Raw genomic sequence first — 23687 nt, 5'->3', positions numbered from 1 at the left:
GCGTGCTGGCGGCGGTCGCGGTAAGCGCAATGTTTGCAATGGTAGGATTGTTTTTCGCGTCCAATGACGACTACGCCAAGCGTAGGAAAAGCGTCCTGAGCGAGCGCGAGAAGTTTCGCCAGGGCGGGCGAATGCAGAACGGGTCGCAGAAGGCGCTGCGTCAGGAGGCCAACGCCTATATGAAGGATGTGGTGGAGCGCTTTTCGCTTTCAACGTGGCTGAACACGGAGGACGCCAGAGACAGATTGGCCATGGCCGGCTATCGTGGGCCGCAAGCCGAAATCGCCTTCCTGTTTTTCAGAGCCGTTTCGCCAATCGCCTTTTTGATCGCTGCGATCCTGTACTTCTATGTTTTAGGCGATCCTGACACGGAGTTCATGACTGAGGCGGGGGCCTGCGTGGCGGCGTTATATGCCGGGATCAAGGCGCCCGAGCTCTTTTTGAGCAATGTGACCGCCAAGCGGCAACAATCGATGCGGAGAGCGTTTCCCGACGCCCTCGACCTGATGCTGATCTGCGTGGAAGCCGGGATGTCGATTGAAGCCGCCTTTCGAAAAGTCGGGCAGGAAGTTGGCTCTCAGTCCATTGAGCTCGCGCAGGAGTTTGCGCTGGCCACGGCGGAGTTGAGTTATTTGCCGGACCGGCGGACGGCTTACAATAATTTTGCGGCGCGAACCGGCCTTGCCGCGGCCAAGCAGGTCGTGACCGTGCTGATCCAGGCGGAAAAGTATGGAACGCCGCTCGGGCAGGCGCTCCGCGTAACCGCTCAGGAAAGCCGCGACGCCCGCTTGATGGAAGCCGAAAAGGCGGCGGCCGCTCTGCCGCCAAAACTGACGGTGCCGATGATCATCTTCTTTCTTCCCGTTCTGATGCTCGTGGTGCTGGCTCCCGCCGCCATTCAGATCGTTCACATGAATTGAGGCGCTGGCGCTCGACAATTTTACCGCCTTCGGCCATGAAAGGGCATGACCCCCACGATTGGCGATGACATACGCGCGTGCCTGCGATTTTATTCCCGTCTGCCTGTGAGCGCGGGAAAGGAAGGGCATGTCATGCCCGATTTCTCGCGCGTGAGCTGGGCCACGCCCTTGGCCGGCGCAGCGATCGGCGGGGTTGGCTCAGTCGTCGTTATTTCTGCGGCGCTCTTACATCTGCCGGCGACGGTTGCGGGGGTCGGCGCCGTCGGCGCTCTAGCTCTGGCGACGGGCGCGCTGCACGAAGACGGTCTGGCGGATGTCGCCGACGGCTTCGGCGGCGGCGCAACGCGGGATCAAAAGCTTGCGATCATGCGCGACAGCCGGCTGGGCTCATTTGGCGGCTTGGCCCTTTGCCTGGCGACCTTCGCCCGCGTCGCCGCGATTGGCGCGCTGTTCGAGCGGGGCGCCGTTCTCGCGGCGGTCTCGATCATTGCGGCGTCGGCGCTGTCGCGCGCCGTCGGTCTCATACCGCTCGTGACGATGCGCCCGGCCCGCGGAGACGGCGCCGGGGCTTCTGCGGCGACGCCGTCCCCCGCGGCGACGCGCGTCGCCCTTTATCTGGGCGCCGCGATCGCTGTGACGCCCGCGCTCGCCGGCGCGTCGCTCGCGCAGACCGTCGTGGCGATCATGGGCGCCTTCGGCGCCGCCGTCGTCGTGTCGAAACTCGCGCAGCGGCAGATTGGCGGTTATACGGGCGACGTTCTCGGCGCCGCGCAGCAGGTCGCGGAGATCGCCGTGCTAACGGCGCTGTCGGCCCGGTGAGCGTCACGCCGCATGAACGTCGCGAAGCCGGGCCATGGCGCGCGTCACTTCGCTGACCGCCCCAATGAGAACCTCCACGCCCGCGCCAGGCCGGACCGCGTCGAGGGCCAGCCGCCGACGGAAGCTGCGGGCGCCTGGCAGGCCCGCGAAGAGGCCAAGCATGTGGCGCGTGATATTGGAGAGTTTCTCGCCCTTGCCGAGTTCGCGCTCGACGTAGGGCAGAAAGGCGTCGACGGCGGCGAAGCCGTCCTTGACCGGTGCCGGCGCGCCAAAGAGCGCCTGGTCGATCTCGAGCAGGAGAGCGGGATCGTGATACGCGGCGCGTCCGACCATGACGCCATCCATCACTCGAAGCTGCTCCTGCATTTGTGCAATCGTCGCAATGCCGCCGTTGATGGCGATCGGCGTCGCCGGGAAGGCGGCCTTGAGGCGATGCACGAGCGGATAATCGAGGGGCGGAACGTCGCGGTTTTCCTTAGGTGACAGACCCTGCAGCCACGCCTTGCGCGCATGAACGACGAGGGCGTCGGCGCCGGCGGCCACGCAACGCGCCGCCATTTCAAATAGTGCTTGCTCGGGGTCCTGATCGTCGACGCCGATGCGGCACTTGACGGTGACTGGAAGAGCGACCGCGTCTTTCATCGCCTTCACACAATCGGCGACGAGGGTGGGACGCTGCATGAGGCAGGCGCCGAAGGCGCCGTTCTGGACCCGGTCCGAGGGACAGCCAACGTTGAGATTGACCTCGCAATAGCCGAAGGCTTCCACGACTTTCGCGGCGCGCGCGAGTTCGCCCGGATCCGAGCCGCCGAGTTGAAAGGCGACCGGCTGCTCGAACGCGTCGAAGCCCAGGAGCCTGTCGCGCTGGCCATGAATCACGGCCCCGGTCGTCAACATTTCCGTATAGAGACGCGCACGCCGGGTAAGGGTGCGATGGAAGAAGCGACAATGACGATCCGTCCACTCCATCATGGGGGCGACGGAGAAACGGATGTCGGCGGCTGTTAGAAGGCTAGCCATTTTTCGTCTCCGCCAGCGCCAGCGACTCATCGCGCAGCGTCAGCTCGGGCGGATAATACGGATCGTCGATGAGGGCGCGGCCCCAGCGTCGCACGAAGAGGCTGCGATCGAGAACCTCCCGCTCCCGTAGCGGGCGCGCCTGCCGCGTCGAGCCCTCCTTGTGCATGAGGGCCGGCTCTGCGGCGTAAACGACCGCGTAACCCGCCGCGCCGGCGCGCAGGCAATAATCGACATCGTTGAACTCGACGACAAAGGCCTCGTCGAAGCCTCCCAGCGCGTCGAAGACGTCGCGGCGGGTGAAAAGGCAAGCGCCTGTGACGGCCGAGACCCGCCGCGTCGTGGTCAACATGGCGTAGGGGCCCGGGTCGTCAGGGCCGCGCCCGCATCCGGCGTGGGCGACGAGCCCGCGGATGCCCAGCACAATGCCGGCGTGCTGGACGGTTCCGTCTTCATACAGCAATTTCGCGCCAACGACGCCGACGCGCGGGTCGATTGCGAGCCGAACGAGCGGCCCCAGCCAGTCGGGGTTGTCGGTTTCGACGTCATTGTTGAGCACGGCCAGCACGTCGCCACGCGCCGCACGCGCGCCTTCATTGACGAGGCGGGCAAAATTGAAGGGTTCGTCACGGCGCAGGATGGTGACGTTCGGCCGCGCGCGAAGCCGATCGAAAAGCGCCAGGGCGTCGGGCTCGACGGAGCCATTGTCGACGATGATGAGCTCCTTGTTCGGCCAGCGCGCATTCTCGAACAGCGTCTCTACGGCGCGGGCCAGAAGGGCCGCGCGATCGCGTGTCGGAATGACGATGCTGACGAGCGGCGTTTCCGACGACGTCGCCGTTCCCTCGGCCACGAACGGAGCGATGCGCGTGGGATCGGGCCTGGGCGGAGCGGGCTTTGTGCGGAAGTTGCCCAGGAAATGGGAAAGCTTGCGCCGAAACTGATAATAACTGTCGCAAGGCCGCACGCGCACCGAAATCCGCGCGTCGGCCTCGCCAGCGTCGACCTGCACGGACAGGCGCGGATCCATCATCACTTCGTTGAAATGAGTGACGCGGTCTTGCAGGCGATAGGGGAAGGCCAGGACGCACTCGCCCTCAGAATTGAAGAACCGAAAAAACGCCGTCATCGGCCGCTTCGGCGCGTGGCGGATCATCTCGATCTGGCAGGGTCTTTCGTTCGCCATTCAGCTGCGTCTTGAGGGTCCGGGTGGAGAGTTGACCGCTCTGCTGGCGGCTTGCCTAAGGCTGCGTTCATGCCTGCGCCCGGGCAAGATAATCCGTTTAGGCGCCGAGCGGCAAGCCACGTTCAGCAGGCGGGGGAGGGCGGCTTTTTGCTTCCCTTCGCAGTCGGCGTCGACTACTCATGCCGCCGCAACCTTGTGCGCTAGGAAAGATGTCGTACCTTGGCCGAAGAGCGCCGATCCAATGATGCGGAAAGGATTCGCGCCTACCTCGACGCTGTGGCGCAGCGAGAGGCGGCCGCGGTCGAGACCAAAGGTCTCGAAAGGTTTGTCCGGCTGAAGATCCAGGAGCTTTACTGGACCGCCTCCCGCCTGCTCGGTACGCTTCACGCCAAGCTGTTCCCGAACGCCAATGCGCCCGGCGGCCCGCCAAACTGGGCGCGCGCCGAAGCCGACGTTTTTCCCGAGACGTTGTTGACGAAGCGACCGCGGATGCTCTTCGACATGACGAGCGCCCTGCGCTCCGGCAAGAACACCGGCATTCAGCGCGTCGTCCGCGAGGTCGCGCGCCATGGCTTCGAGTTGGGGCTTTGCATTCCCGTCGCGATCCACGAGGGCGCGCTCCATGCCTATTACAGCCATCCGCGGGCGCCGGAAAAAGTCGCGATCGAAGACGGCGACGTCTTTGTCATGCTCGATGCGAGCTGGAACCACCTCGATGAATATCCGCCGATCGTCGAGCAGATAAAGGCGAAGGGCGGCGCGGCGATCGTCTGCCTTCATGACATTCTGCCGATCGTCTATCCTGCGGCTTTCAGCCCGCCCATCGCGCAGCGTTTCGAGGCGTGGATGCAGCAGATCGTGCTGCAAAGCGACGGCGTCATCGCGAATTCCCGCGCCACAGCCGAAAGCCTGCGCGACTATCTCGTTGCGAGCGGCCAGGGGCGAAAAGGATATCCCATCGGCTGGTGGCGTCTCGGCGATGACTTCTCCAGCTCGCAGACCGGCGAGGCCTCGCGGCTCGCACAACGGCTCGCGCACGGCCGGCCTTATTTCCTCAGCGTCGGCACCATCGAGCCGCGCAAAGGCCATCCCGTCGCGCTCGACGCCATGGAAAAGCTCTGGGCGCGCGGGCTCGACGCCGCTCTTGTCATCGTCGGCGCCAGGGGCTGGGGGATGCGGCATTTCGAGCGGCGCATGGTCCGGCATCCGGAATTTGGCAAGCGGCTGTTCTGGCTCACCGACGCCAGCGACGCCGATCTCGCCTTGCTCTACCGCCATGCGCGCGCCACGGTCCTTGCTTCGGCGGCGGAAGGGTTCGGTCTCCCGATCGTCGAAGCGGCGCGCTACGCTACGCCTGTGATCGCCAGCGATATCCCTGTTTTTCGTGAGACGGCTGGCGACAGCCCGACCTATTTCCGGCTTCTGGACAGCGACGCCCTCGCCCAAGCCCTCGACCAAGCCCTCGACCAGGCGCTCACCGAGAGGCCGCGACCGTCGACGCTCGCGCCGATGAGTTGGCGCGACTCGGCCGCGCAGCTGCTGACCATGGCGCGCGACGGCTCCTATCAGACGAAGCTCGATTGAAGCGTCGGCTCAGAACGGGTGATACTGGTAAAGCCAGTTCTCGGTCAGAATCGTGTCGCCGTTCTTGAGATAAACACGCATCTCGACCGGCTCTTTCCCCTCGACCGTGAGATCGAACTGGGCGCGCCAATGGCCCGGCACGCCGTCGAAGACCGCCTCCGTGAAGATATAGGAGAAGCTCCCGCGGGAGGCCCAGAGGACGGGCTCGGGCTTCACGCCGAAGGGGAGCTTGGCGAGCGGCTCGCCGAGGAATTCGACCATGAATTTGCGCACGCCCTTGGGACGCGGCCTGCCGGGCTGGCCGCCATTGCCGAGGCGCGTCGCCACGCAGCGCGCGAGCGGAGTCGGGTAGGGCTCGTCGGCGAGCCAGTGCAGGCGATAGGAGAAGTTGAAATTCGCGCCGGGAAGCGCCGGCTTTTCCGGCACCCACATGGCGACAATGTTGTCATGAATTTCGTCGTCGGTCGGGATTTCGATGAGATGGATCGATCCCGAGCCCCAATCGCCCTTGGGTTCGATCCACACGCTCGGGCGCCGGTCGTAAAACACGCCGTCGAGATAATGGTCGAAATTGCGGTCCCGCTGCATCAGGCCGAAGCCCTTCGGATTCGTGTCGCTGAACGCCGAAGCCATGACGCGGGGGGGATTGTTCAGCGGCCGCCAAAGCCGCTCGCCCGAGCCTGTCCACATGCTGAGCCCGTCTGAATCATGGACCTCGGGGCGCCAGTCGATGCCGGTCGGCTTCACCGTCTCTGAGAACCAATACATGGAGGTCAGCGGCGCGATGCCGAAACGGGTGAATTTGCCGCGCAGATAAAGCGAGCAGTCGATATCCATCACGACGCCCTTGCCGCGCGCCATCAAGAACTTGTAGGCGCCGACGATGGACGGGCCCTCGAGCAGCGCGTGCAGCACGACGCCGTCCTGAGTCTCGGGGCCGATATAGATGTGCGTGAAGTCGGGGAATTCCTCGGGCGCGCCGGCCTGCCAGGTGTCGAGCGCCACGCCGCGCGCCGAGAGCCCGTATTGACGGAGCTCGCCAATCGCCCGGAAATAGGAGGCCCCGAGAAAGGCGACCCAGTCGTTTTTCTTCCAGTCGAGCGCGCCGTCCTTCGCCTCCTGGATGCGGAAGCCGGCAAAGCCGGCCCCCGGCGGCAACTGCCGGGCGACGGAATCCTCCGGCATGTTGAAATAGCTGGTGTCGTACAGCACCTCGCGCGCCTCGCCGTTCTCGACGACATGCACGCGCACGGCCTTTCGGAAGAACATGCCGAGATGGAAGAACTCGACCGGAAAGCGCTCCTTCGTATCGGCGAAAAGCGCGTGGTCGGTGTTGTAGGTGATGTGGCCCCACTTCTCGTAGTCGATCTGCGAAGTGATCTCGGGCGAGGGGATGTTCGGATTGCGATAGGGCTCCTTCACGAGCCGCTGCGCTTCCTGCTTCAGCGCCTCGAAGGAGAAGGGCGCGGCCTCGCCCAGCTTGACGTTAGTGATCCGCGACGCGGCCGCTCCCGCCGGCGGCGCGCCGACGGCGCCGAGCGCGCCGGTCGCCGCAGCAGTCTTGAGGAAGGAACGGCGGTCCTGCTTATCCATCATCCCTGAATCACCCTTGAAAGCGACTGCTATGGCCACGCAATGAGGCGTCCTCTGGGCGAGGGCCTGAAAGATCAGCAATCAGGATTGGGCTTTCAGCCGTCAACCGCGGATGGGCTCATTGCGAATGGCGGTCTTCATGAAGAAGTAGAGACCGACGAAACCCAGCAGCGAGAAGGCGACTTCGATCGCTCGGCTGATTGTCGGGTCGAGCTGAAACAGGCCGCCGAGCGCCCAACCGGCCGCCCAGGACGCGCCGACAAGCTCCGTGCCCACCAGGATCGCGACCGCGACCAACGTGGAGAGGTGGGTGACGTTAATCGGCTTCTGACTCATGGCGCTTGCTCGCGCTTTCCTCTTCGTCGCGCGGATCGGGCCGCGCCTCGCTCAGGTTTTGCTATATCAACCGGCCCCACAAGGCAATACCGGCGCGGCGCCGCTGCGCTGCAAGGCGCATACGGCCCAAAGCGTAGCCGCTGGCGATCGCCTCACTTTAGAAGGGGATATCGTCGTCGAGCTGGTCCGAGAGCCGCCCGCCGCCCGCCGCCGGCGCCGGGCGCCGCTCCGCCGGGGCGCGCTCCATGGGGGAGCTTCGGCCAAAGGAGCCGCCGCCGCTCTGGCCATAGCCGCCGCCCTCGAAATCGCCTTCGCCGCGCCCGCCGCCCTTACTGTCGAGCAGGGTCATCTCGCCGCGGAAGCGCGGAACGACAACCTCCGTCACCTTGCGCTGATTGCCGTCCTTGTCGGTATATTCGCGCGTCTGAAGCTGGCCCTCGAGATAAATCTTCGAGCCCTTGCGGCAATATTGCTCGGCGATGCGGCCCAGGTTCTCGTTGAAAATCTGGATATTGTGCCACTCGGTGCGATCTTTCCGCTCGCCGGTGTTCTTGTCGCGCCACGACTCGGTCGTGGCCAGCGAAAAGGACACGACGCGGTCGCCGTTGGAAAAGGTTCGCACTTCCGGATCGCGCCCGAGATTGCCGACCAGAATGACCTTGTTGACGCTCCCCGCCATGTCTCTCTCCACATGCTAAACGCGCCGCACTTTAGTGCAATGTGGCTCCCATCTGGCGCACCCCGCCAGCTTGTCCACAGATCATCGCGGTCAGCGGGCTTCTGTTCGATATTTGTTCTATCACTCCAGGCGAACCTCGACAAGGGCGGCAAATCGTCGAATCGGCGCCGGCTTGCGCCCGCGCCTGACGCTTTGCATCCCAGATCGTCTCCCGGCGGAAGGCTCGTCGCGGTGACGGGCCCTCGTCTATCCGCCTTGCAGCGGTCCGCCCGCGCCCAACATAAAGGCAAGTATCGTTGGACGATTTCCAACGGAGCGCTCTGCAAGAGGCGACACGCCGTTGGAGCCATGCGCGTGACCTTTATGTTCGATGAAGACATGATGACCGATGCGCTCGAGGCGAACGGATGGCTCAATGTCTGGGATATTTATTGGGTGCAGGACGCGGGCGGATGGATCGGCCTGACCACCGAGGACGCCTTTGTTGTTCTGCTGCGGGAGAAGAACCTTCTGCCGCCCCGCGCCAGCACGCTGGACATGGGCGCGGATCACAAGGGGCGTTGATCTCGGCAGCGGGCGCGCAAGGGGATCATCGCAGGCTTCAGATCGTGACGCGTCTCGGCTCTCGGCAGGAGGTGCAACACGCGCGCAAAGTAGTATTCGGTCACGAAGGCCAGGCTGAAAAGCTGGAGGATGTTGGTCGCTTCGACGTTTTCGAGACCGAATTTTTCTGGCGCAAGCTCCTTGCGCGTGCCGAAGATCATGTCCCAGATCGCGAGGACGATCCCGTAATTGCTGTCATGCTCGATGCGCCGCGTCGAATGATGCACGCGGTGCAGACTGGGCGTGATCACCAGATAGGAGAGCCAGCGCTCGCCCGGCACGGCGACATTGGCGTGGTGGAAGAAGACGAAAAACATCCTGATAATCTCGCACACGACCACGACGTTCGCGGTTACGCCGATCGCCAGGACGCCGATGCACTTCACGCCCACTTCCAAAAGTTGGTCCAGCACGTGGAAGCGCAGGCCGGTCGAGACATGGATGTTCTTGTCGCTGTGATGCACCTTGTGGAGACGCCAAAGCCGCTCCGACTTGTGCCCCAGAAAGTGCCAGCAGTAGACGGCGAAGTCGAAGAATACGAAGGAAAGCGCCCATTTCAGCGGGCCATCCTCCAATCCATGCAGCAGGCCATGGGCGCCGTAGCGTTGGGCGACGACAAACAGGCTCGAAAGGGAGAGCGCGTTCAAGACGAGATTGTTGAAAAGAAAAGCCGAGGCGTTCGTCGTAAATGACTCGCGCAAACTTGACGTTGGAACGGGCTTGTAAGGGCGCATCTTTTCGGCAAGCAGCAGGATCACGAACAACCCCACCGCCATTACGAGAAGTCCGCCTTCGACGCCGGCGCTCATTTCTTTGCACTCCATCTGGCCTCGAAGCGAAACGTTGTTCGTTTTTCCGGGGAATCAAGTCGTACCCCTACTTAGGAGCAACAAAGCGAAATCCGCGCAGATCTTCGAAAGCGCCGGAAATAGGACTTGGGCTCGACAAGCGTCGTGTCGCCTGAAGCGTTGAATGTTGGGTTGCCGGTGACCAACTCATCTCTCAGATGAGCAGTCTTTCCGGAGTCGTTGCAATGCTAACCTCCAAGTCGGCGAGCGTGATCAGCGGAGCCGCCACGACCGTGGTCAAGCGCCCGCTCTGCGCGGTGTTCGATTTCGCGGGCCATGGGTTCTTCAGGAATTACACGCGCTGGTGCCCGCAGGTTGTGGAGTTCGAGCCTCTCGCCCAGGGCGCGGCAAAAGCCGGCATGAGGGCCCGGCAAACAACGCTCGATCGCGGCATTCGCACCGTGTCCACCTTCGAAATCCAATCTTTCGCCCCGCCGCGGGCGATCTCCCTCAAAGGGGTGACGGAGCCGTTCATCGCGCATTACGCGTTCGAAAAGCAGAACGACGAGTCGACGCTTGTCTCATTCAGCATTGAAGTGCAGGAGCGGCGGCTGTTCATGCGCCCGTTTCAGCAATTCCTGCGCAGGTCCCTCGAGGATGGCGCGCGGCGGACGGTTGAAAATCTCAAACAGGCGCTGGAGAGCGACCATGCCGCCGCGACGACGTCGGAGCCGCTGGCCCGCTTCATCTACGTCACGTCGCTCGATCTTCAGGAGCCGCTGCGCAGAATCGAGGCGTTTTCGGACTTGCTGGAGAACGCCTTGGCGTCCTCCAACAAGGCGGACATGCTATATGCGCAGGAAGCCATGCGCAGCTACGCGGCGACCGCGCGCAAGCTCGTCGACGATCTGCTGACCTATTCCAGCGCCGTCATGGGAGGACAACGTCTCGAGATGCTGGACATGCGCGAAGAAATAGATGCGCTCCTCCGCGACCTCGGCGGCGTCATCGCCGATGCGGGCGCGCATGTCTCGATCAAGCTTCCAGCGTTGCGGTTTGAAGCGGATCGGTCCCAGTTCGCCTGCTTGATGCGAAACATTTTGATGAACGCGATCAAATATCGAAAGGCCGGAGAGGCCCCCGAAATCCGAATTGAGGGCTCCGCAGAATGCGACGTCATTCGGCTGGAGATCGCCGACAGCGGCGTCGGGTTCGACGAGGAATTCGCGCAGGCTGTGTTCGAACCGTTTCGAACGATTTCCGCCAAGACGGAGTATCCCGGAACCGGCATCGAATTGGCGATCTGCAAATCGATCGCCGACCGCCACGGCTGGGGCATCGGCGTGAAAGCGAAGCCGGGGGAGGGCGCGGCCTTCTACTTCACAATTCCCGCGGTCGTGGAAAGCGCCGCGAACGAGCGTCAGCCCTGGCTGGCCGACTGAATGACGCGCGCGTCGCCGTCACGCGCCGTTGAACATTACGTTCCCCAACCCGGCGCAGTCATAGCCGCCGAAAGCCCTGGCGCGATCCTTGAAGGCGTCGCTTGAACAAAACAGCAGGAATTTTTGAAATGGCGGATCGAAATATGCTTTGCGCCAAACCAGGAGATCGAAGCGCTCCACCACGAGCGGCGTGAACTCGAGCTGAAACTGCCGCGCGACAGCCTCGATTCCCAGTCCGACATCCGCGCGCCCGGCCGCCACCGCCATGGCGAGATCGGTTTCGGAGCGCTCGATGGCGTTGCTGATCTTCAAGCTCGATCTATCCAATCCCTCCTTTGCGAGCAGCGCTGAGAGGATCAACTCGCTGCCCGCCTCCGGTTGGCGTGGCTGGAACCGCAGGGCGCCGAGGTCGGCGAGCTTGGCGATCGGGCGTTTGATGGACGCGCCGTACATCAACCCGCGGGTTCGCTTCGCCCACTCGATGAGGACGACAGGTTCCTGCGCGAACATGTCCCGGGCAGCGTCGACATTCCACTCCCCGTCGTTATGTCCCGGAATGTGGAGCCCGGCCGCCAGGCAGTTGCGCCCTTTCATGCGCTCCAAACCGTCGAGCGCGCCATCGAGCAGGGCTGCGATTCCGGAACGCGACTCTCGCAACGCCCACTCCAGAAGCGGGTCATGGCCGCCAGCCATGATCAAGGGCTGGTCCGGCGCCGCTTTCTCTTTGATCCATGCCCCGTCCTGATTGCCGCCGCTCGCAATCCAGGCCTCGATCTCTTTCTTTGGAAACAATAGCTTACCGGTAACGCGGCGAACGGGCACCGCCTTTCCGGAGACGAGGTCATAGACCTTGCGCTCCTTGATCCGCAGGAGGGCGGCGAGCTCCCGGGTGGTGAAATATTCAGACATCGCAGAATGACTCTCTTCCGGATATTCCGTAAAGTTTGCATATTCGCGCTTGGTTGGAAAGCCGGCGAGCGCCCAAATGCCCCCGAATGGCAATATTCTGCTCCCCGGATGGCGTCAGAACAGGCATCAATTGCGATAATTTTACGCGTGACTCCGGCGCTTCCGTTGCTTACGCATATTCCTGCATATTCAACCGCGCCGATGGTCGTCCGTTGTCCGAGGGGTTGTCCGATGAAACTTTCATGCATCGCTTTGGCGCTTACGCTCGCTCTTGGGACCTTGCAGGCTCAGGCTGAGTCTACGGCTCCGTCGGCGCCGCCGAGCGCGCCGGCGGGCGCCTCGACTGTCACCGTCTTCGCGGCGGCGAGCCTCAAAAATGCGCTCGACGCCGTATCGAGCGCCTTCAAGGCCAAGTCGGGCGTCGAGTTGAAGGTCAGCTACGCCGGCTCCATGACGCTCGCCAAGCAGATCGAGTCCGGCGCGCCGGCGGATGTTTTCATCTCCGCGGACGAAGCGTCGATGGACTATCTCTCCGGGAAGAGTCTCATCCTGGCAGGGACGCGCACGAACCTTCTGGGCAACGTCCTGGTCGTGGTCGCCCCGAAAACATCGAAGCTGGAGAAACTGCCCTTCACCAAGGAAGCCTTTTCCGCCGCCATCGGCTCCGGCAAGATTGCGACAGGCGATCCGGCTTCGGTCCCGGTCGGAAAATATGCAAAGGCGGCGTTGGAGAAATACGGTCTGTGGTCCCTCGCGGAGCCGAATTTCGCCTTTACCGACAATGTCCGCGCCGCATTGATGTTCGTCGCGCGCGAAGAAGCGGCTCTCGGGATCGTTTATGTTACGGACGCAAAATCAGAGCCGAAGGTGAAGATCGTTGCGACCTTCCCCGCTGAGTCGCATCCGCCAATCGCCTATCCGGTCGCCCTTACCTCGTCGGCGCAGGGAGAGGGGCCGAAGAGACTGCTTTCCTTCTTGAAAAGCAAAGCGGCGAAAGACATCTTCGCCGAACAAGGATTTAGCGTCGTCCACTGAGCGCGCGGCAGTCAATCGTTTATAGTAACGATATATACGAGTCCGACTGAAGGGTTCCCGGCTGATGACTTCCCGTAACAGCAATCACTGGAAAGCGACGGTCGCCTGGGGCGCTTTGCTTGCTTCTCTCACGACCACTCCTGTTGCGGCTATCGCCGAAGACAATCCTGCGTCGCCCTCTGTCGCGACGAAGACGGAGTCCGCCGCCGGGAAAGGCAAGCAGTCGGACGCGACGCGCGGCGAGGCGAAAGCGGATCAAAAAGGCGTGGCCGCCAAGGGCGACGGGGCCAACAAGGGCGACGGGGCCAAGGGCGACGGGGCCAACAAGGGCGACGCCGCCAAGCGCGACGCGGCGAAGGGCGACGCGGCGAAGGGCGACGCGGTCAAGGGCGCGGCGGCGAAGCCGGGCGACGCCAAGCCAGAAGAGAAGAAGAGCTATTACGTGCCGACGCGCGGCTATCGCCTCGAGCCGCAGCCCGACATTCCGCCTTACGTGCGCAATCTCGGCAAGACCTATCCGCAGTTCGAGGGCGTCGACTGGCTCAACGTCGGCCTCGATTCGCGCGTGCGGTTCGAATATCGCCAGAACGACTATCGGCCCTGGACCGACACGACCACTTTTCCGCCGACCTCGCAGCGGCGCTATTTCCCCAATTCGCTGTGGCTGTCGCGCACCCGCGTTTATCTCGGCATCCAGAATATCCTCGATCCGTTCCGCGCCGTGGTCGAGTTTCAGGATTCGCGCGCCTTCAACAGCATCTATCAGCTGCAGGGCCAGGAGATTAACCAGACTGATCTGATTTCGGCCTATGGCGAACTCTATTTCAAGGACGCCTTCGGCAAGGATCCGCGCGGCAACGATCGTCCGCTCACGGTGCGCGCCGGCCGCTTCCACTTCGAACTTCTCGACCGCCGCCTCATCGCCGAAAACGAGTTCCGCAACACGACGAATAATTTCGAAGGCTTCCGCGTCAAGGTCGGCAAGAAGGACAACGACTGGGACCTCGACAGCTTCTTCATGCGGCCGGTGGTTCGGCTGCCCTATCAGTTCGACCGGCCCGACTGGCAGAACTGGGTCTATGGCAGCGTGTTCAGCTTCCGTCGCTTCTCGGAATACGTCACCGTCCAGCCGTATTTCCTCGGCCGCACCCAATATGGCGACCCGTCCAATCCGTCGAATGCGCTCAAGACCCATCGCGAGACCTATGCGCCGGGCGTGCGCATGTATGGCGTCATCGGCAATTTCGATTACGACTTCGACATCAACAAGCAGTTCGGCTCCTTCGGACGCCTGCAGACGGCGGCGCCTTATCTCGGCACGAACACCTCGATCCAGATCACGCCGACCTTCATCAACCAGGTCACTTCGCAAAACAGCGTCGAAGTGACGGTTCCGCACAACGCCTTGGCCTGGGGGCTGGAGCTCGGCTACACTTTCTCCGACCATCCCTGGAAGCCGCGCATCAGCACGGTCTATGTCTATGGCTCGGGCAACGGCAGCCCGTTCAATTACTCGAATAGCAATTTCGATATTTTCTACGGCTTCAACCAGCCGTTCTCGCGCAACGACTATTTCGCCTGGAACAACATCAAGGACCCGAAGGTCCGATTGGAGTTCACGCCGGCGAAGAACCTGCAGATCGACACGGCGTTCAGCGCCTATTGGCTGGCGAGCCCGGCCAACGCCTGGGACCGCGCCAATCTGTTCGCGCCGCTCGGCAACAGGGGCAATTTCCTCGGCACGGAATTCGACATCCGCGCCCGCTACAAGCTGTCGCAGTTCATCAACATCACGGCGAGCTATGCGCGCTTCTGGCCGGGGTCGTTCACATCGAGCTTCGCGCCGCCGGTGGCGTTCCAGCAATGGCCGGCGCCTTATTCCAACGCGGCCTTCGGCGTCACCCAGACCGGCACGACCTGGGGCCTGACCTCGAAGCCGACGGACTTCTTCTATCTGGAGGCGACGGCCAACGCTTTCGGCGACGGCCAGCCGATCACCAAGGATCCGGTGACGCAGCTTTGGGGCGCGGTGGGCCCGGGCGGCAAGCCGTTGGCGCCGAGCTGGCGCGACGTCTATGTGGGCCTGAACGGCGGCGGCGCCTGGTCGAACCCGACGACGCGGACGGTGACGGGCGCGACCTCGCAGGCCGTCGCCAGCAATCCGGTCGCGGCGGCGTCGCGGCTGATGGATGGCGACAACCAGCTGGCCGGCTTCATCGGCGGCCTGCAGCTCGGCGCCAATTGGCGCTTCGATCCGGGCGTCGTGGCGGGCGTCGAGGCCGATCTGCATGGCGTGTCGGGCAACACCGACACGACGATGCAGGGCTCGGTGATCGCCGTCGGCAGGCCGACTTATGTGAACTACGGCCAGCGCACCGCGACGCTGAACTATCTCGGCACCATCCGCGGGCGCCTCGGCTTTTTGCCGACGCCGACGCTGCAGCTCTATGGGACCGGCGGTCTGGCCTATGGCGGGGTGATTTCCAATACGGCGCTGTTTACCGCGCCGAACGGCAATCCCGCGGTCTCCAACTGGACGCTGTCCAGCGCGCAATTCACCGACTCGCTTCTCGGCTGGACGGCGGGCGGCGGCGTCGAATGGATGTTCATGCCGAACTGGAGCGTGAAGGCGGAATATCTCTATTACAATCTCGGCGACGCGACCGCGACCGGCTATAACGCCTTGCGCTACACCGGCTCCAATGTCGGCCTGCCGAACGTCGCCTATAATTACGGCCTGACCACCCGCACCAAATTCGACGGCAATCTCGTCCAGGCCGGAATCAACCGACACTTCGATCTGTTCGCCGAGCAGTGAGCCGCGCGCGAGGGCCTGCGCGCATGAGCGCCGGGTCAAACCTGACCTCTCGTCAACGAAACAGTAACCGGCGGAAGTTTTCAATCACCCGCGCGCAGCGGAAGGCCGCACAGCTCCGCCTCCCGTCTTTGAGGCGGCTGATGCCGCTAAACCGCGTTCGTGCAATGCGCCGACGCACGGACCGGCGCGGTTCTTTTTGTTACCGGCTCTGTTCCGCGCCCAAAAGCAGGCGGCAAACGCCCCGTGTTTGAAGCTCCGCAAGCTCGGGCGCCACATCGCCACTGGTCAGTCCATGTCTTTCGTCCAGATCGCCCCCGCCGCCAGCACGTTCTGGGCGCGCGCCATCTCCGTGTTGCTGCTTTTTGGCGCGACAGCATTCGCCGTCTCCGGCCTGCTGCTGGCCATTTCGGCCTATAAGGCCGCGAAAGATCGGGACTGGTCCGCCGCAACGATCGGCGTCGCCCTAACCGCCATTTGCGCCATCTGTGCGGCCGGGCTTGTTTTTCTGAGCTGAGCGCGGCTGTTGTGGCGAGCTTCGCCCGAGCGGCGATTCCGCTCCAGCTTGTCACGACTGGTGCCGGTTGAGGGATTCGAACCCCCGACCTACTGATTACAAATCAGTTGCTCTACCAGCTGAGCTAAACCGGCAGTTCCCTGCTTTAATCGTCCAAGCGCGGCGTAAGGTCAATCCTGCGGCTTCCGAAGGCGCAGGTGAATCGCGGTGAGGGTCGCGGCGCAGGCGTTGGAGACGTTGAGGCTCTTGATGGGGCCCGGCAAGTCGAGCCTTGCGACGACGTCGCAACGTTCGCGGGTCAGGCGACGCAGGCCCTTGCCCTCGGCGCCGAGGACGAGAGCCAGCGGCGCCGACAATGGCACCGTTTCGATCGGCTCCGCTCCTTCCGAATCGAGGCCGATGACGCCGTAACCGCGGTTGCGCAGATCGTCGAGGGCGCGGGCGAGATTGACGACCGAGACGATCGTCACATGCTCCAGCGCGCCAGACGCCGCCTTGGCCAGCACGCCCGCGAATTCCGGGCTGTGGCGCTCCGTGACGATCAGCGCGTCGACGCCGAAGGCGCAGGCGGTGCGCAGGATCGCGCCGACGTTGTGCGGGTCCGTAATCTGGTCGAGCGCCACTACGACGCCGCTCTTGCTGACGATGTCCGAGAGATCGGCCTCGGGCAGCGGGCGGGCCTCCAAGAGCAGGCCCTGATGCACGGCCTCGTCGCCCAGATGGCGTGAGAGCGCATGCGAATCGGTTACGCGCGGCTCAAGCCCCGCAGCCTTGGCGAGATCGGCGATGCGGGGCAGGGCGGTCTCGGTCGCATAGAGCGCGAGCAGCTTGCGCCGACCGCTTTTCAGCGCCTCGCGGACGGCGTGGGCGCCATAAAGCGTCACCACCTCCGGCGAGGCGGCGCGAAACGGGCCGCGCCTCACATCGCCGGCGGGCGGCTCGCCCCTCTGCGGGGGCCGGGCGCTTGCCGCGCGCGCCTCCCTGGCGCGCTCGGGGCGATCGTTCCGAGGACCGCGGCCGGGCCGCTCCTTCTGGGGCGGACGGCGGCTCATCGCAGCGCCGCCGTCTTCACCCACCACTCCGGATGTTGCCGCCTGATGGCCCGGGCCGCGGTGGCTGCGGCCTGCGGCGCGCCGAAAATCGCGAAGCAGGTCGCGCCCGAACCCGACATGCGCGCGAGCTTGCAGCCGCGCGCCGCGCGCAGCACGGCCAAAACGTCGACGATCACAGGCGCCTGCAGGCAGGCCGGGTCCTCAAGGTCGTTGCGGCCTCTCGAGAGGAGCGCGAGAAGCTCCGCCGCCGTGGCGTCGGAGCCGATCTCCGGATGGGCCGCGCCCGCCACCCGCTGGCCAGGCTGCAGGCCGAGTCGCGCGAACACCGGGCGCGTCTCGACCGGCACGCCGGGATTGATCAGCACCGCCGGCAGCAGCGGCAAGCGCAGGAGCGGCCCCAGCGATTCGCCCGCGCCGCGCATCATGCGGGCGCGGCCGGCGAGGCAGACCGGGACGTCGGCGCCGGTGTCGCGCGCGGCCTCGCGCAATCGGGGGTCCTGGGCGTCGACGCCGTTCGCGTGGGCCAGGAGGCGAAGCGCCGCCGCCGCGTCGGAGGAGCCGCCGCCGATTCCCGCCGCGACGGGCAGGCGCTTGTCGAGGCGAAAGGCGCCAAGTTTGAGCCCCTTGATTCGCTCGGCGAGATTGCGCGCAGCCTTTAGGACGAGATTGTCGTCGCCCGCGCCTGCGGCGGCGCCGGTCGGGCCAGCGATCTCGAGCGAGAGGGAGGAGGCGGGCGAAAGCGTGAGCGTGTCGCCCGCGCCGCTGAAGGCGACGAGGCTCTCGAGATCGTGATAGCCGTCGGCGCGGCGGCCCAAAATGTGAAGCGTGAGATTGATTTTCGCGGGGGCGCGCGTTGAGAGCATCTACCCCGACCTCCGCTTTAGGGTTTTCGCGGAGCTTCTTTGGAGCGGGCGAAGGGATTCGAACCCTCGACCCCAACCTTGGCAAGGTTGTGCTCTACCCCTGAGCTACACCCGCATCCGTTGCGCCGTTTTGGCTGGCCGCCAGCCGGCGCGGGGGTCTTATGCATCAATCGATCCGGCATTGCAACAGGCTTGAGCAAGGATTTTCACAAGTCTGCCGGATCGCGGCGTTCCGGGCGGACGGGGCCCGAAACGCCGCTTTTTTCGCGCTTACTGGATCATGCGCGCGGTCGAGCCGGTGTTGCCGGTGATGTTGGCGCTGTCCGGAGAAATGAGCTCCGGAACCCAGGTCAGAGCCACGACGACGAAGGCGACGAAGCCAGCGATGTAAAGCAGAATCTTGCCGACCTCGGCGCCGCCGTGAACGTTAACAGACATGTTTTCCCTCCCATTGTTTTCGTTGAGACGAGGCCTCGTTATTAGCCCATCACAGCAAGTAAAGCAAATATAAAATGCGACATATGGACGCAATGTGTGACATTATACTAAGTATAAATAAGTATAGACGTGATAGATTACAGAACGGCTTCATAAAGCCAGTTCTGTTCCTTCGTGTCGTCGGCCATGTCGAAGCGATGCCCGACCGCCGCGCAGGCGGCCGGGTTGGCTGCATCGACAAGAGAGAGCGACGGCTGAAAACGCCTATGGCCTCTAGGCGGTCCGGCCATCGCTCGCCAACAAGGCAACAGGGGGAAGCCGTCGTTGACCGGATCAAAATGACGTGGGAGGGGCCGCCGCAAAAGGACCACAGGCCCGCGAGTCCTTGGTAAATATACTTGGAACTACGACAATTGTTGTCGTTGGTCTGAAATCTTTACTGCCAAGGCGGCGGCGTTTGGGGGAAACGCGCAGCGAAATCGGCGAATAACTCTCGCGGCCGCGCCGGGCCAAGGTGATTCGAAGGAAAAGCAGGGCGCAAGGGAGGGGCTCAAGCCGAGGTGGCCGCCCACGGCCCGATGCGCCAAGTTGCCCGCGGGCGATGGCGGCGGCTTGCTCGAGGGGCCGCACGCTGCGGCCGCCCCTTATCCCGTCTCATGCAGGCGCTGGCGTTCAGAGCCCTCGGCGGCGTGCGGCTGGGGCTATTTGCACTCCTGCGCCACGCGGGCGAGGGCGTCGGAGAGGCCCTTCAGCGCATAGGTGTCGATGGTCGACGTGCCCTTGGACGAGGCGGCCTTGACGATAAGCTTCGCGCCGCCGCGAAGGGCGCCGACGAACTCCTTCTCTTTCCCCTGGTCCTTCACCCAGGCGTTCGTGCCCTTGGTGATCAGCTCCCAGTCGTCGCCGTCGATCTCGGCGGTGGCGGCGGAGCCGTCCTTGGTCGCATAGCCGAGATTGATCGCCACCTCGTTGCGCACGCCTTCGCCAGGGCGGGAAGAGATGAAAATATAGCCGGGCGTGTCCTTGAGCTTTGCCTTGGGCTGGCGGTCCTTCGGCTGGCCGAGCGCGTAGCAGGTCTTGTCCTTGCCGCTCAGCGCCAGATAGGCGCCCCATTCGCCGTAGGAACCGAGTTGCTCTGGCTTCCCCGAGCCGCCGGCGTCGCTCTTTTCGGCTTTATCGGTCTTGTCGGCCTTGCCGAGTTTTTCCGCCTTATCGTTCTTGCCGGCCTTCTTGTCCTTGGCGCCGTCCTTCGAAGCGTCGTCGGCGGGCTTCTGGTCCTTCTTGTCCTTGGCGGCGTCTTTGGCGGCCGCCGGCTTGTCCTTTGCGGGCGCCGAAGCTGGCGCGAGGGCGAAGGCCGCCGCGAGGGCGGCCGCGAGCGACAATCCGAAAAGGCGACTGGCGCGCCGGGCGGAGGATGGGAACGTCGATTCGTTCAGCATTGGCAAAAGTCTACTTTCGGCTTCCTGTCCGAACAAGACGGCATCACGCCTCCTTTTTGGCCGCCATCAGGTAATTGACGTCGGTATCGTGGCTCTTGCGCCAGGTGCGGGTGAAAGGCTGGAAGGTCATCCCGGCGCGGTCGATCTCGCGCAGGCCGGCGCGGCGCAGCCAGGCCGACAATTCGTCCGGGCGGATGAATTTGTCGTGATCATGCGTGCCCTTGGGCACCCAGCCGAGGACATATTCGGCGCCGACGATCGCGAAGAGATAGCTCTTCATCGTGCGGTCGATCGTCGCCATGAAGATGAGCCCGCCCGGCTTTACGAGCCGCGACAGCATGGCGATGAACTCGCGCGGACCCTCGACATGCTCGATGACTTCCAGCGCCGCGACGGCGTCGAACTGCTCGCCGGTCTCCGCGAGGGCTTCGGCCGTGATGTTCCGGTAGTCGATGTCGAGCCCCATTTTCTCCGCGTGGCGGCTGGCCACGGCGATATTGTTGGTCGCCGGGTCGATCCCCGTCACCCTGGCCCCCAGTTCGGCGAGCGACTCGCTCAGAATGCCGCCGCCGCAGCCGATGTCGGCGATGCGCACCCCCTCCAGCGGCCGCTCGGGCGCCTCGTTCAGCGCGCTCGAGTCGCCGAGGAGGAAGCGGCGGACGTGGTCGCGGATATAAGTGACGCGGATGGGGTTGATTTCGTGCAGGATCCCCATCTTGCCCTTTTTGTCCCACCACAGATCGCCGAGGCGGTTGAAACGCGCGACATCTTCGGGGTTCACGCTGGCGGAATGGGGCGAATTGGACACAAGGAACCTCTATAGACTTTGCGTTTAGTGGTCAGTGCGCGGGGTTGAGCGCCTGTATCAGTGTCTTGGCGACATTTTCCATCGGCTTCTTGGACGCCTGGAAAATCGCGAAATCAGCAACCGAGGACGCGGTTTCCCTACCCTGAGCGTCGGGCATCACCGCGACGACCGATTTGTCTAGCGCCTTCGCAGCGCCGGCTTCGAACCAGACATTGTTCGCCTGGCTGGCGCCGGTTTGCGGCACGATCTGGATGAGTGCGTCTGAGTCGCTGAGCGCTTGGCGGAAATAATCGAGCATATTCGCGCCCGGAACCAAATCCTGCATTGGATCGATGACAAAGAGCCCTTGCTTTTCGAGCTCGCGCCGAAGGGAGGCCGCAAATTCCGCGTCACTATGTGCGTAGGAAAGGAACGCCTTCACGCGCGCGTCTCCGATTTAGCCCGGTCAGACATCTCGCTTATGTAATCGTCGAAGTCGTCCAGGGCAACGAGGTTCGTCGGGCCGAGACAGGCCAGTCCGCCGTGGTTTTTCTCGATTTCCTCGATCGTTACTCCATACGTGACGCCGACGAAGCGCTTGCCCAAGGCCCAGGCTGCTGCGATTTCCGTCCAGACCCAGTTGCGGTCCACCGACCAAGGCGTCAGGAGCGCCACCAGCTCCCGGCTGTTCCGGGTTCCTTCGAGAACGCGTTCGGCGATGCGGTCGCCCCTTTTTGGTGTCGAAAATATCGATGAACGGCGTTGCGCCCGCGTCAGTGTTCGATCGCGCCATCTGCTTGGCGATCCAGCGGTCGCGCCAGCCATGAGAAATGAAAATAAGGTAGCTCAAAACGGCCCTCGTGAGCGCTGGCTCGTCCCGCCGTTGACAGGGGGGCGGGGGCGGTCACATATACGCCCGCTTTGCCGGATTGGCGAATGGGAGCGCATCAGCCGCTCCCCGCCCGCGGCGCCTGGTTTCTAACGCGGTTCCATGTCACGTCTTGTCATGAAATTCGGCGGCACCTCGGTCGCCACTGTCGAGCGCATCCGCAATGTTGCGCGCCATGTGAAGCGCGAGGTCGACGCCGGCCGCGAGGTCGCGGTGGTGGTCTCCGCCATGGCGGGCAAGACCAATGAGCTCGTCGCCTGGTGCAAAGAGGCTGCGCCGCTTTACGACATGAAGGAATATGACGCCGTCGTCGCCTCTGGCGAGCAGGTCACCGCCGGCCTCCTCGCGATCGCGCTGCAGGAAATTGGCGTCAACGCCCGGTCCTGGCTCGGCTGGCAGGCGCCGATCTGCACCAGCGACGCGCATGGCGCCGCTCGCATCGAGTCGATCGACGGCGAGGGGTTGATCGCCGGGTTCGGGCGCGGAGAAGTGGCGGTCGTGGCCGGCTTCCAGGGCGTCCACAAGGAGACGGGCCGCATCACGACGCTCGGCCGCGGCGGCTCCGACACCAGCGCCGTGGCGCTCGCGGCGGCGATCCACGCCGACCGTTGCGACATTTATACGGACGTCGACGGGGTCTATACGACCGATCCGCGCGTCGTGCCCAAGGCGCGCCGCATGCCGCGCGTCGCCTTCGAGGAAATGCTCGAGATGGCGTCGCTCGGCGCCAAGGTCTTGCAGGTCCGTTCGGTCGAAGTGGCGATGGTGCACAAGGTGCCGACCTATGTGCGCTCCTCCTTCGACGATCCGGCCAATCCCGGCGAGGGGACGCTCATCTGCAACGAGGAGGATATTGTGGAAGCCCAGGTCGTCACAGGCATCGCCTTCTCGCGCGATGAAGCGCAGATCACGCTTCGCCGCGTCGCGGACAAGCCGGGCGTCGCCGCGGCCGTCTTCATGCCGCTGGCCGAAGCGGGCGTCAATGTCGACATGATCGTGCAGGTCGTCTCGGAGGACGGCATGACAGACATGACCTTCACTGTGGGTTCGGCCGATTATGAGCGGGCCTATGCGCTGCTGACGAAGATCAAGGACGAAATCGGCTTCGCCAGCATGGCGGGCGAAAAGGACGTCGCCAAGGTCTCGGCGATTGGCATCGGCATGAGAAGCCACGCCGGCGTCGCGGCGCGCGCCTTCCGCGCCTTGTCCGAGCGCGGCGTCAACATTCGCGCCATCACCACGTCGGAAATCAAATTCTCGGTGCTGATCGACGAGGCCTATACGGAGCTCGCGGTTCGCACCCTGCATTCGCTCTACGGACTCGACGCCGCCTGAGACGGGTTGACAGCCGCCGAAGCCGCGACATTTCGCTTCCTGTAATCCCCAAGGGAGGTATGTCATGGAAGAGCTGACCAGACGCGTCGTCGAGTCGACGACGCTCGATCCCACGATCGCCAAGGCCGCCATCGGCCATGTCCTCATGTTCCTGCGGGACGAGGTTCCCGAAGGACATGTCGGAGAGTTGATCGACAAGATGACGGGCGCCCGAGAGGCCGTCGCCGCCGCGCAGGCGAAAAGCGACGGGGGCGTGACGCAGGCGATTGAAGGCATGACCAGCTTCATGGGGCATGGCCGCGCCGACCTCAACATTCTCATCGGCAAGCTCGCCAATCTCGGTTTGAGCGCGGAACAGAGCCGGCGCCTGCTGGAAGAGACATTGGCGCGCGCCGAAGTTTTGATCGGCGCCGAAGGCGTCGCCAAAATTCGGGCGATGCTGCCGGCGATGGCCGAGCGTTCCGGAATGGCCTCGCCGCCTGGCGAGGAAGGCGAGATGCGCCCGCGCGCATGAAGAACCACAGTGGCGCGGCGTGGCCGCGCCACTATTCGATCTGCCGGACGCGCATTTGGGCGTTTCTCCCGTTCCGTTTGATCGACGCGCGTCGCGGCGAACGCTTGCAATTCCGGTTGCTGGCGGC

Annotated in this window: 24 protein-coding genes and 2 tRNA genes; 10 read left to right on the top strand and 16 right to left on the bottom strand. The window is 63.9% G+C overall.

The genetic code is table 11. The annotated features are described in order from the left end of the window. Nucleotides 1–251: 251 nt before the first annotated feature. Nucleotides 252–920 carry a type II secretion system F family protein gene (locus ACETII_RS19490; RefSeq protein WP_405044887.1) on the top strand — a complete coding sequence of 223 codons (669 nt, stop codon included), beginning with the start codon at nt 252–254 and terminating at the stop codon, nt 918–920. A 45-nt stretch (nt 921–965) separates the two neighbouring features. Continuing rightward, a complete protein-coding gene (cobS, locus tag ACETII_RS19485) occupies nt 966–1739 on the top strand; it encodes an adenosylcobinamide-GDP ribazoletransferase (protein ID WP_472786637.1) in 774 nt (257 codons plus the stop codon). Between the two features lie 3 nt (nt 1740–1742). Here cobS and dusA read toward each other — a convergent pair whose 3' ends face one another. Both dusA and ACETII_RS19475 read right to left on the bottom strand, forming a co-directional pair. After that, complete coding sequence (gene dusA / locus ACETII_RS19480) at nt 1743–2759, bottom strand: tRNA dihydrouridine(20/20a) synthase DusA (RefSeq protein WP_472786636.1); 1017 nt, start codon at nt 2757–2759, stop codon at nt 1743–1745. Continuing rightward, entirely contained in the window at nt 2752–3942 is a 1191-nt protein-coding gene (locus ACETII_RS19475; protein WP_472786635.1) for a glycosyltransferase family 2 protein, read from the bottom strand. Before ACETII_RS19475 ends, dusA begins: the two co-directional genes overlap by 8 nt. A gap of 219 nt (nt 3943–4161) precedes the next feature. On the opposite strand from ACETII_RS19475, the gene ACETII_RS19470 reads away from it, so the two are divergent. Further along, the gene (locus ACETII_RS19470) at nt 4162–5526 is read left to right on the top strand and encodes a glycosyltransferase family 4 protein (RefSeq protein WP_472786634.1); all 1365 of its coding nucleotides are present in this window, start codon (nt 4162–4164) and stop codon (nt 5524–5526) included. Between the two features lie 9 nt (nt 5527–5535). On the opposite strand, the gene ACETII_RS19465 is transcribed toward ACETII_RS19470, so the two are convergent. From ACETII_RS19465 to ssb, 3 genes are all read right to left on the bottom strand, one after another. Next, complete coding sequence (locus ACETII_RS19465; RefSeq protein WP_363348787.1) at nt 5536–7122, bottom strand: OpgD/OpgG family glucan biosynthesis protein; 1587 nt, start codon at nt 7120–7122, stop codon at nt 5536–5538. A 99-nt stretch (nt 7123–7221) separates the two neighbouring features. Continuing rightward, on the bottom strand, nt 7222–7455 hold the full coding sequence (locus tag ACETII_RS19460; RefSeq protein WP_363348785.1) for a hypothetical protein: 234 nt from the start codon (nt 7453–7455) through the stop codon (nt 7222–7224). 157 nt (nt 7456–7612) lie between these two features. Continuing rightward, complete coding sequence (gene ssb / locus ACETII_RS19455; RefSeq protein ID WP_363348783.1) at nt 7613–8134, bottom strand: single-stranded DNA-binding protein; 522 nt, start codon at nt 8132–8134, stop codon at nt 7613–7615. Between the two features lie 354 nt (nt 8135–8488). On the opposite strand from ssb, the gene ACETII_RS19450 reads away from it, so the two are divergent. Then, nucleotides 8489–8698 (top strand): hypothetical protein, encoded by a 210-nt coding sequence (locus tag ACETII_RS19450; RefSeq protein ID WP_472786633.1) that lies wholly within the window; start codon nt 8489–8491, stop codon nt 8696–8698. Here ACETII_RS19450 and ACETII_RS19445 read toward each other — a convergent pair. After that, nucleotides 8683–9546, bottom strand: coding sequence for a sterol desaturase family protein (locus ACETII_RS19445; protein ID WP_472786632.1), 864 nt, complete (start codon nt 9544–9546; stop codon nt 8683–8685). The two genes, ACETII_RS19450 and ACETII_RS19445, sit on opposite strands and share 16 nt — an antisense overlap. A 224-nt stretch (nt 9547–9770) precedes the next feature. On the opposite strand from ACETII_RS19445, the gene ACETII_RS19440 reads away from it, so the two are divergent. Beyond that, the gene (locus ACETII_RS19440) at nt 9771–10967 is read left to right on the top strand and encodes an ATP-binding protein (protein ID WP_472786631.1); all 1197 of its coding nucleotides are present in this window, start codon (nt 9771–9773) and stop codon (nt 10965–10967) included. Between the two features lie 18 nt (nt 10968–10985). On the opposite strand, the gene ACETII_RS19435 is transcribed toward ACETII_RS19440, so the two are convergent. Next, nucleotides 10986–11876 (bottom strand): substrate-binding domain-containing protein, encoded by an 891-nt coding sequence (locus ACETII_RS19435; RefSeq protein ID WP_472786630.1) that lies wholly within the window; start codon nt 11874–11876, stop codon nt 10986–10988. Nucleotides 11877–12107: 231 nt separating this feature from the next. Here ACETII_RS19435 and modA point away from each other — a divergent pair, with 231 nt between their 5' ends. The 3 genes from modA (at nt 12108) to ACETII_RS19420 (ending at nt 16243) form a co-directional block, all read left to right on the top strand. Then, a complete protein-coding gene (gene modA, locus ACETII_RS19430) occupies nt 12108–12911 on the top strand; it encodes a molybdate ABC transporter substrate-binding protein (RefSeq protein ID WP_472786629.1) in 804 nt (267 codons plus the stop codon). Between the two features lie 64 nt (nt 12912–12975). Next, nucleotides 12976–15729 carry an alginate export family protein gene (locus ACETII_RS19425; RefSeq protein ID WP_472786628.1) on the top strand — a complete coding sequence of 918 codons (2754 nt, stop codon included), beginning with the start codon at nt 12976–12978 and terminating at the stop codon, nt 15727–15729. Between the two features lie 247 nt (nt 15730–15976). Further along, complete coding sequence (locus ACETII_RS19420; protein ID WP_472786627.1) at nt 15977–16243, top strand: hypothetical protein; 267 nt, start codon at nt 15977–15979, stop codon at nt 16241–16243. A 58-nt stretch (nt 16244–16301) separates the two neighbouring features. Here the strand turns inward: ACETII_RS19420 and ACETII_RS19415 are convergent. From ACETII_RS19415 to ACETII_RS19375, 9 genes are all read right to left on the bottom strand, one after another. Then, a tRNA-Thr gene (locus ACETII_RS19415) sits at nt 16302–16377 on the bottom strand. Between the two features lie 36 nt (nt 16378–16413). Then, nucleotides 16414–17295, bottom strand: coding sequence for a 23S rRNA (guanosine(2251)-2'-O)-methyltransferase RlmB (gene rlmB, locus ACETII_RS19410; protein WP_472786626.1), 882 nt, complete (start codon nt 17293–17295; stop codon nt 16414–16416). Beyond that, nucleotides 17292–18158: a 4-(cytidine 5'-diphospho)-2-C-methyl-D-erythritol kinase gene (locus ACETII_RS19405; protein WP_363348731.1), complete on the bottom strand. Its 867-nt coding sequence runs from the start codon at nt 18156–18158 to the stop codon at nt 17292–17294. Before ACETII_RS19405 ends, rlmB begins: the two co-directional genes overlap by 4 nt. Before the next feature lie 40 nt (nt 18159–18198). Next, a tRNA-Gly gene (locus tag ACETII_RS19400) sits at nt 18199–18273 on the bottom strand. Nucleotides 18274–18428: 155 nt separating this feature from the next. Next, nucleotides 18429–18596, bottom strand: coding sequence for a hypothetical protein (locus ACETII_RS19395; RefSeq protein WP_363348729.1), 168 nt, complete (start codon nt 18594–18596; stop codon nt 18429–18431). Between the two features lie 701 nt (nt 18597–19297). After that, nucleotides 19298–20035: an invasion associated locus B family protein gene (locus ACETII_RS19390; protein ID WP_363348727.1), complete on the bottom strand. Its 738-nt coding sequence runs from the start codon at nt 20033–20035 to the stop codon at nt 19298–19300. A gap of 43 nt (nt 20036–20078) precedes the next feature. Further along, complete coding sequence (ubiG, locus tag ACETII_RS19385) at nt 20079–20843, bottom strand: bifunctional 2-polyprenyl-6-hydroxyphenol methylase/3-demethylubiquinol 3-O-methyltransferase UbiG (RefSeq protein ID WP_472786625.1); 765 nt, start codon at nt 20841–20843, stop codon at nt 20079–20081. A 31-nt stretch (nt 20844–20874) separates the two neighbouring features. Further along, nucleotides 20875–21264: a toll/interleukin-1 receptor domain-containing protein gene (locus tag ACETII_RS19380; protein ID WP_472786624.1), complete on the bottom strand. Its 390-nt coding sequence runs from the start codon at nt 21262–21264 to the stop codon at nt 20875–20877. Next, a complete protein-coding gene (locus ACETII_RS19375) occupies nt 21261–21647 on the bottom strand; it encodes a TIR domain-containing protein (RefSeq protein WP_472786623.1) in 387 nt (128 codons plus the stop codon). Before ACETII_RS19375 ends, ACETII_RS19380 begins: the two co-directional genes overlap by 4 nt. Before the next feature lie 166 nt (nt 21648–21813). On the opposite strand from ACETII_RS19375, the gene ACETII_RS19370 reads away from it, so the two are divergent. Both ACETII_RS19370 and ACETII_RS19365 read left to right on the top strand, forming a co-directional pair. Continuing rightward, on the top strand, nt 21814–23046 hold the full coding sequence (locus tag ACETII_RS19370; RefSeq protein ID WP_472786622.1) for an aspartate kinase: 1233 nt from the start codon (nt 21814–21816) through the stop codon (nt 23044–23046). Between the two features lie 64 nt (nt 23047–23110). Beyond that, nucleotides 23111–23560 carry a hypothetical protein gene (locus ACETII_RS19365; protein WP_363348718.1) on the top strand — a complete coding sequence of 150 codons (450 nt, stop codon included), beginning with the start codon at nt 23111–23113 and terminating at the stop codon, nt 23558–23560. The last annotated feature ends 127 nt before the right edge of the window (nt 23561–23687 follow it).

This window comes from Methylocystis sp. NC52PC, assembly GCF_055698645.1.
This window is presented reverse-complemented; position numbering and strand designations above follow the sequence as displayed.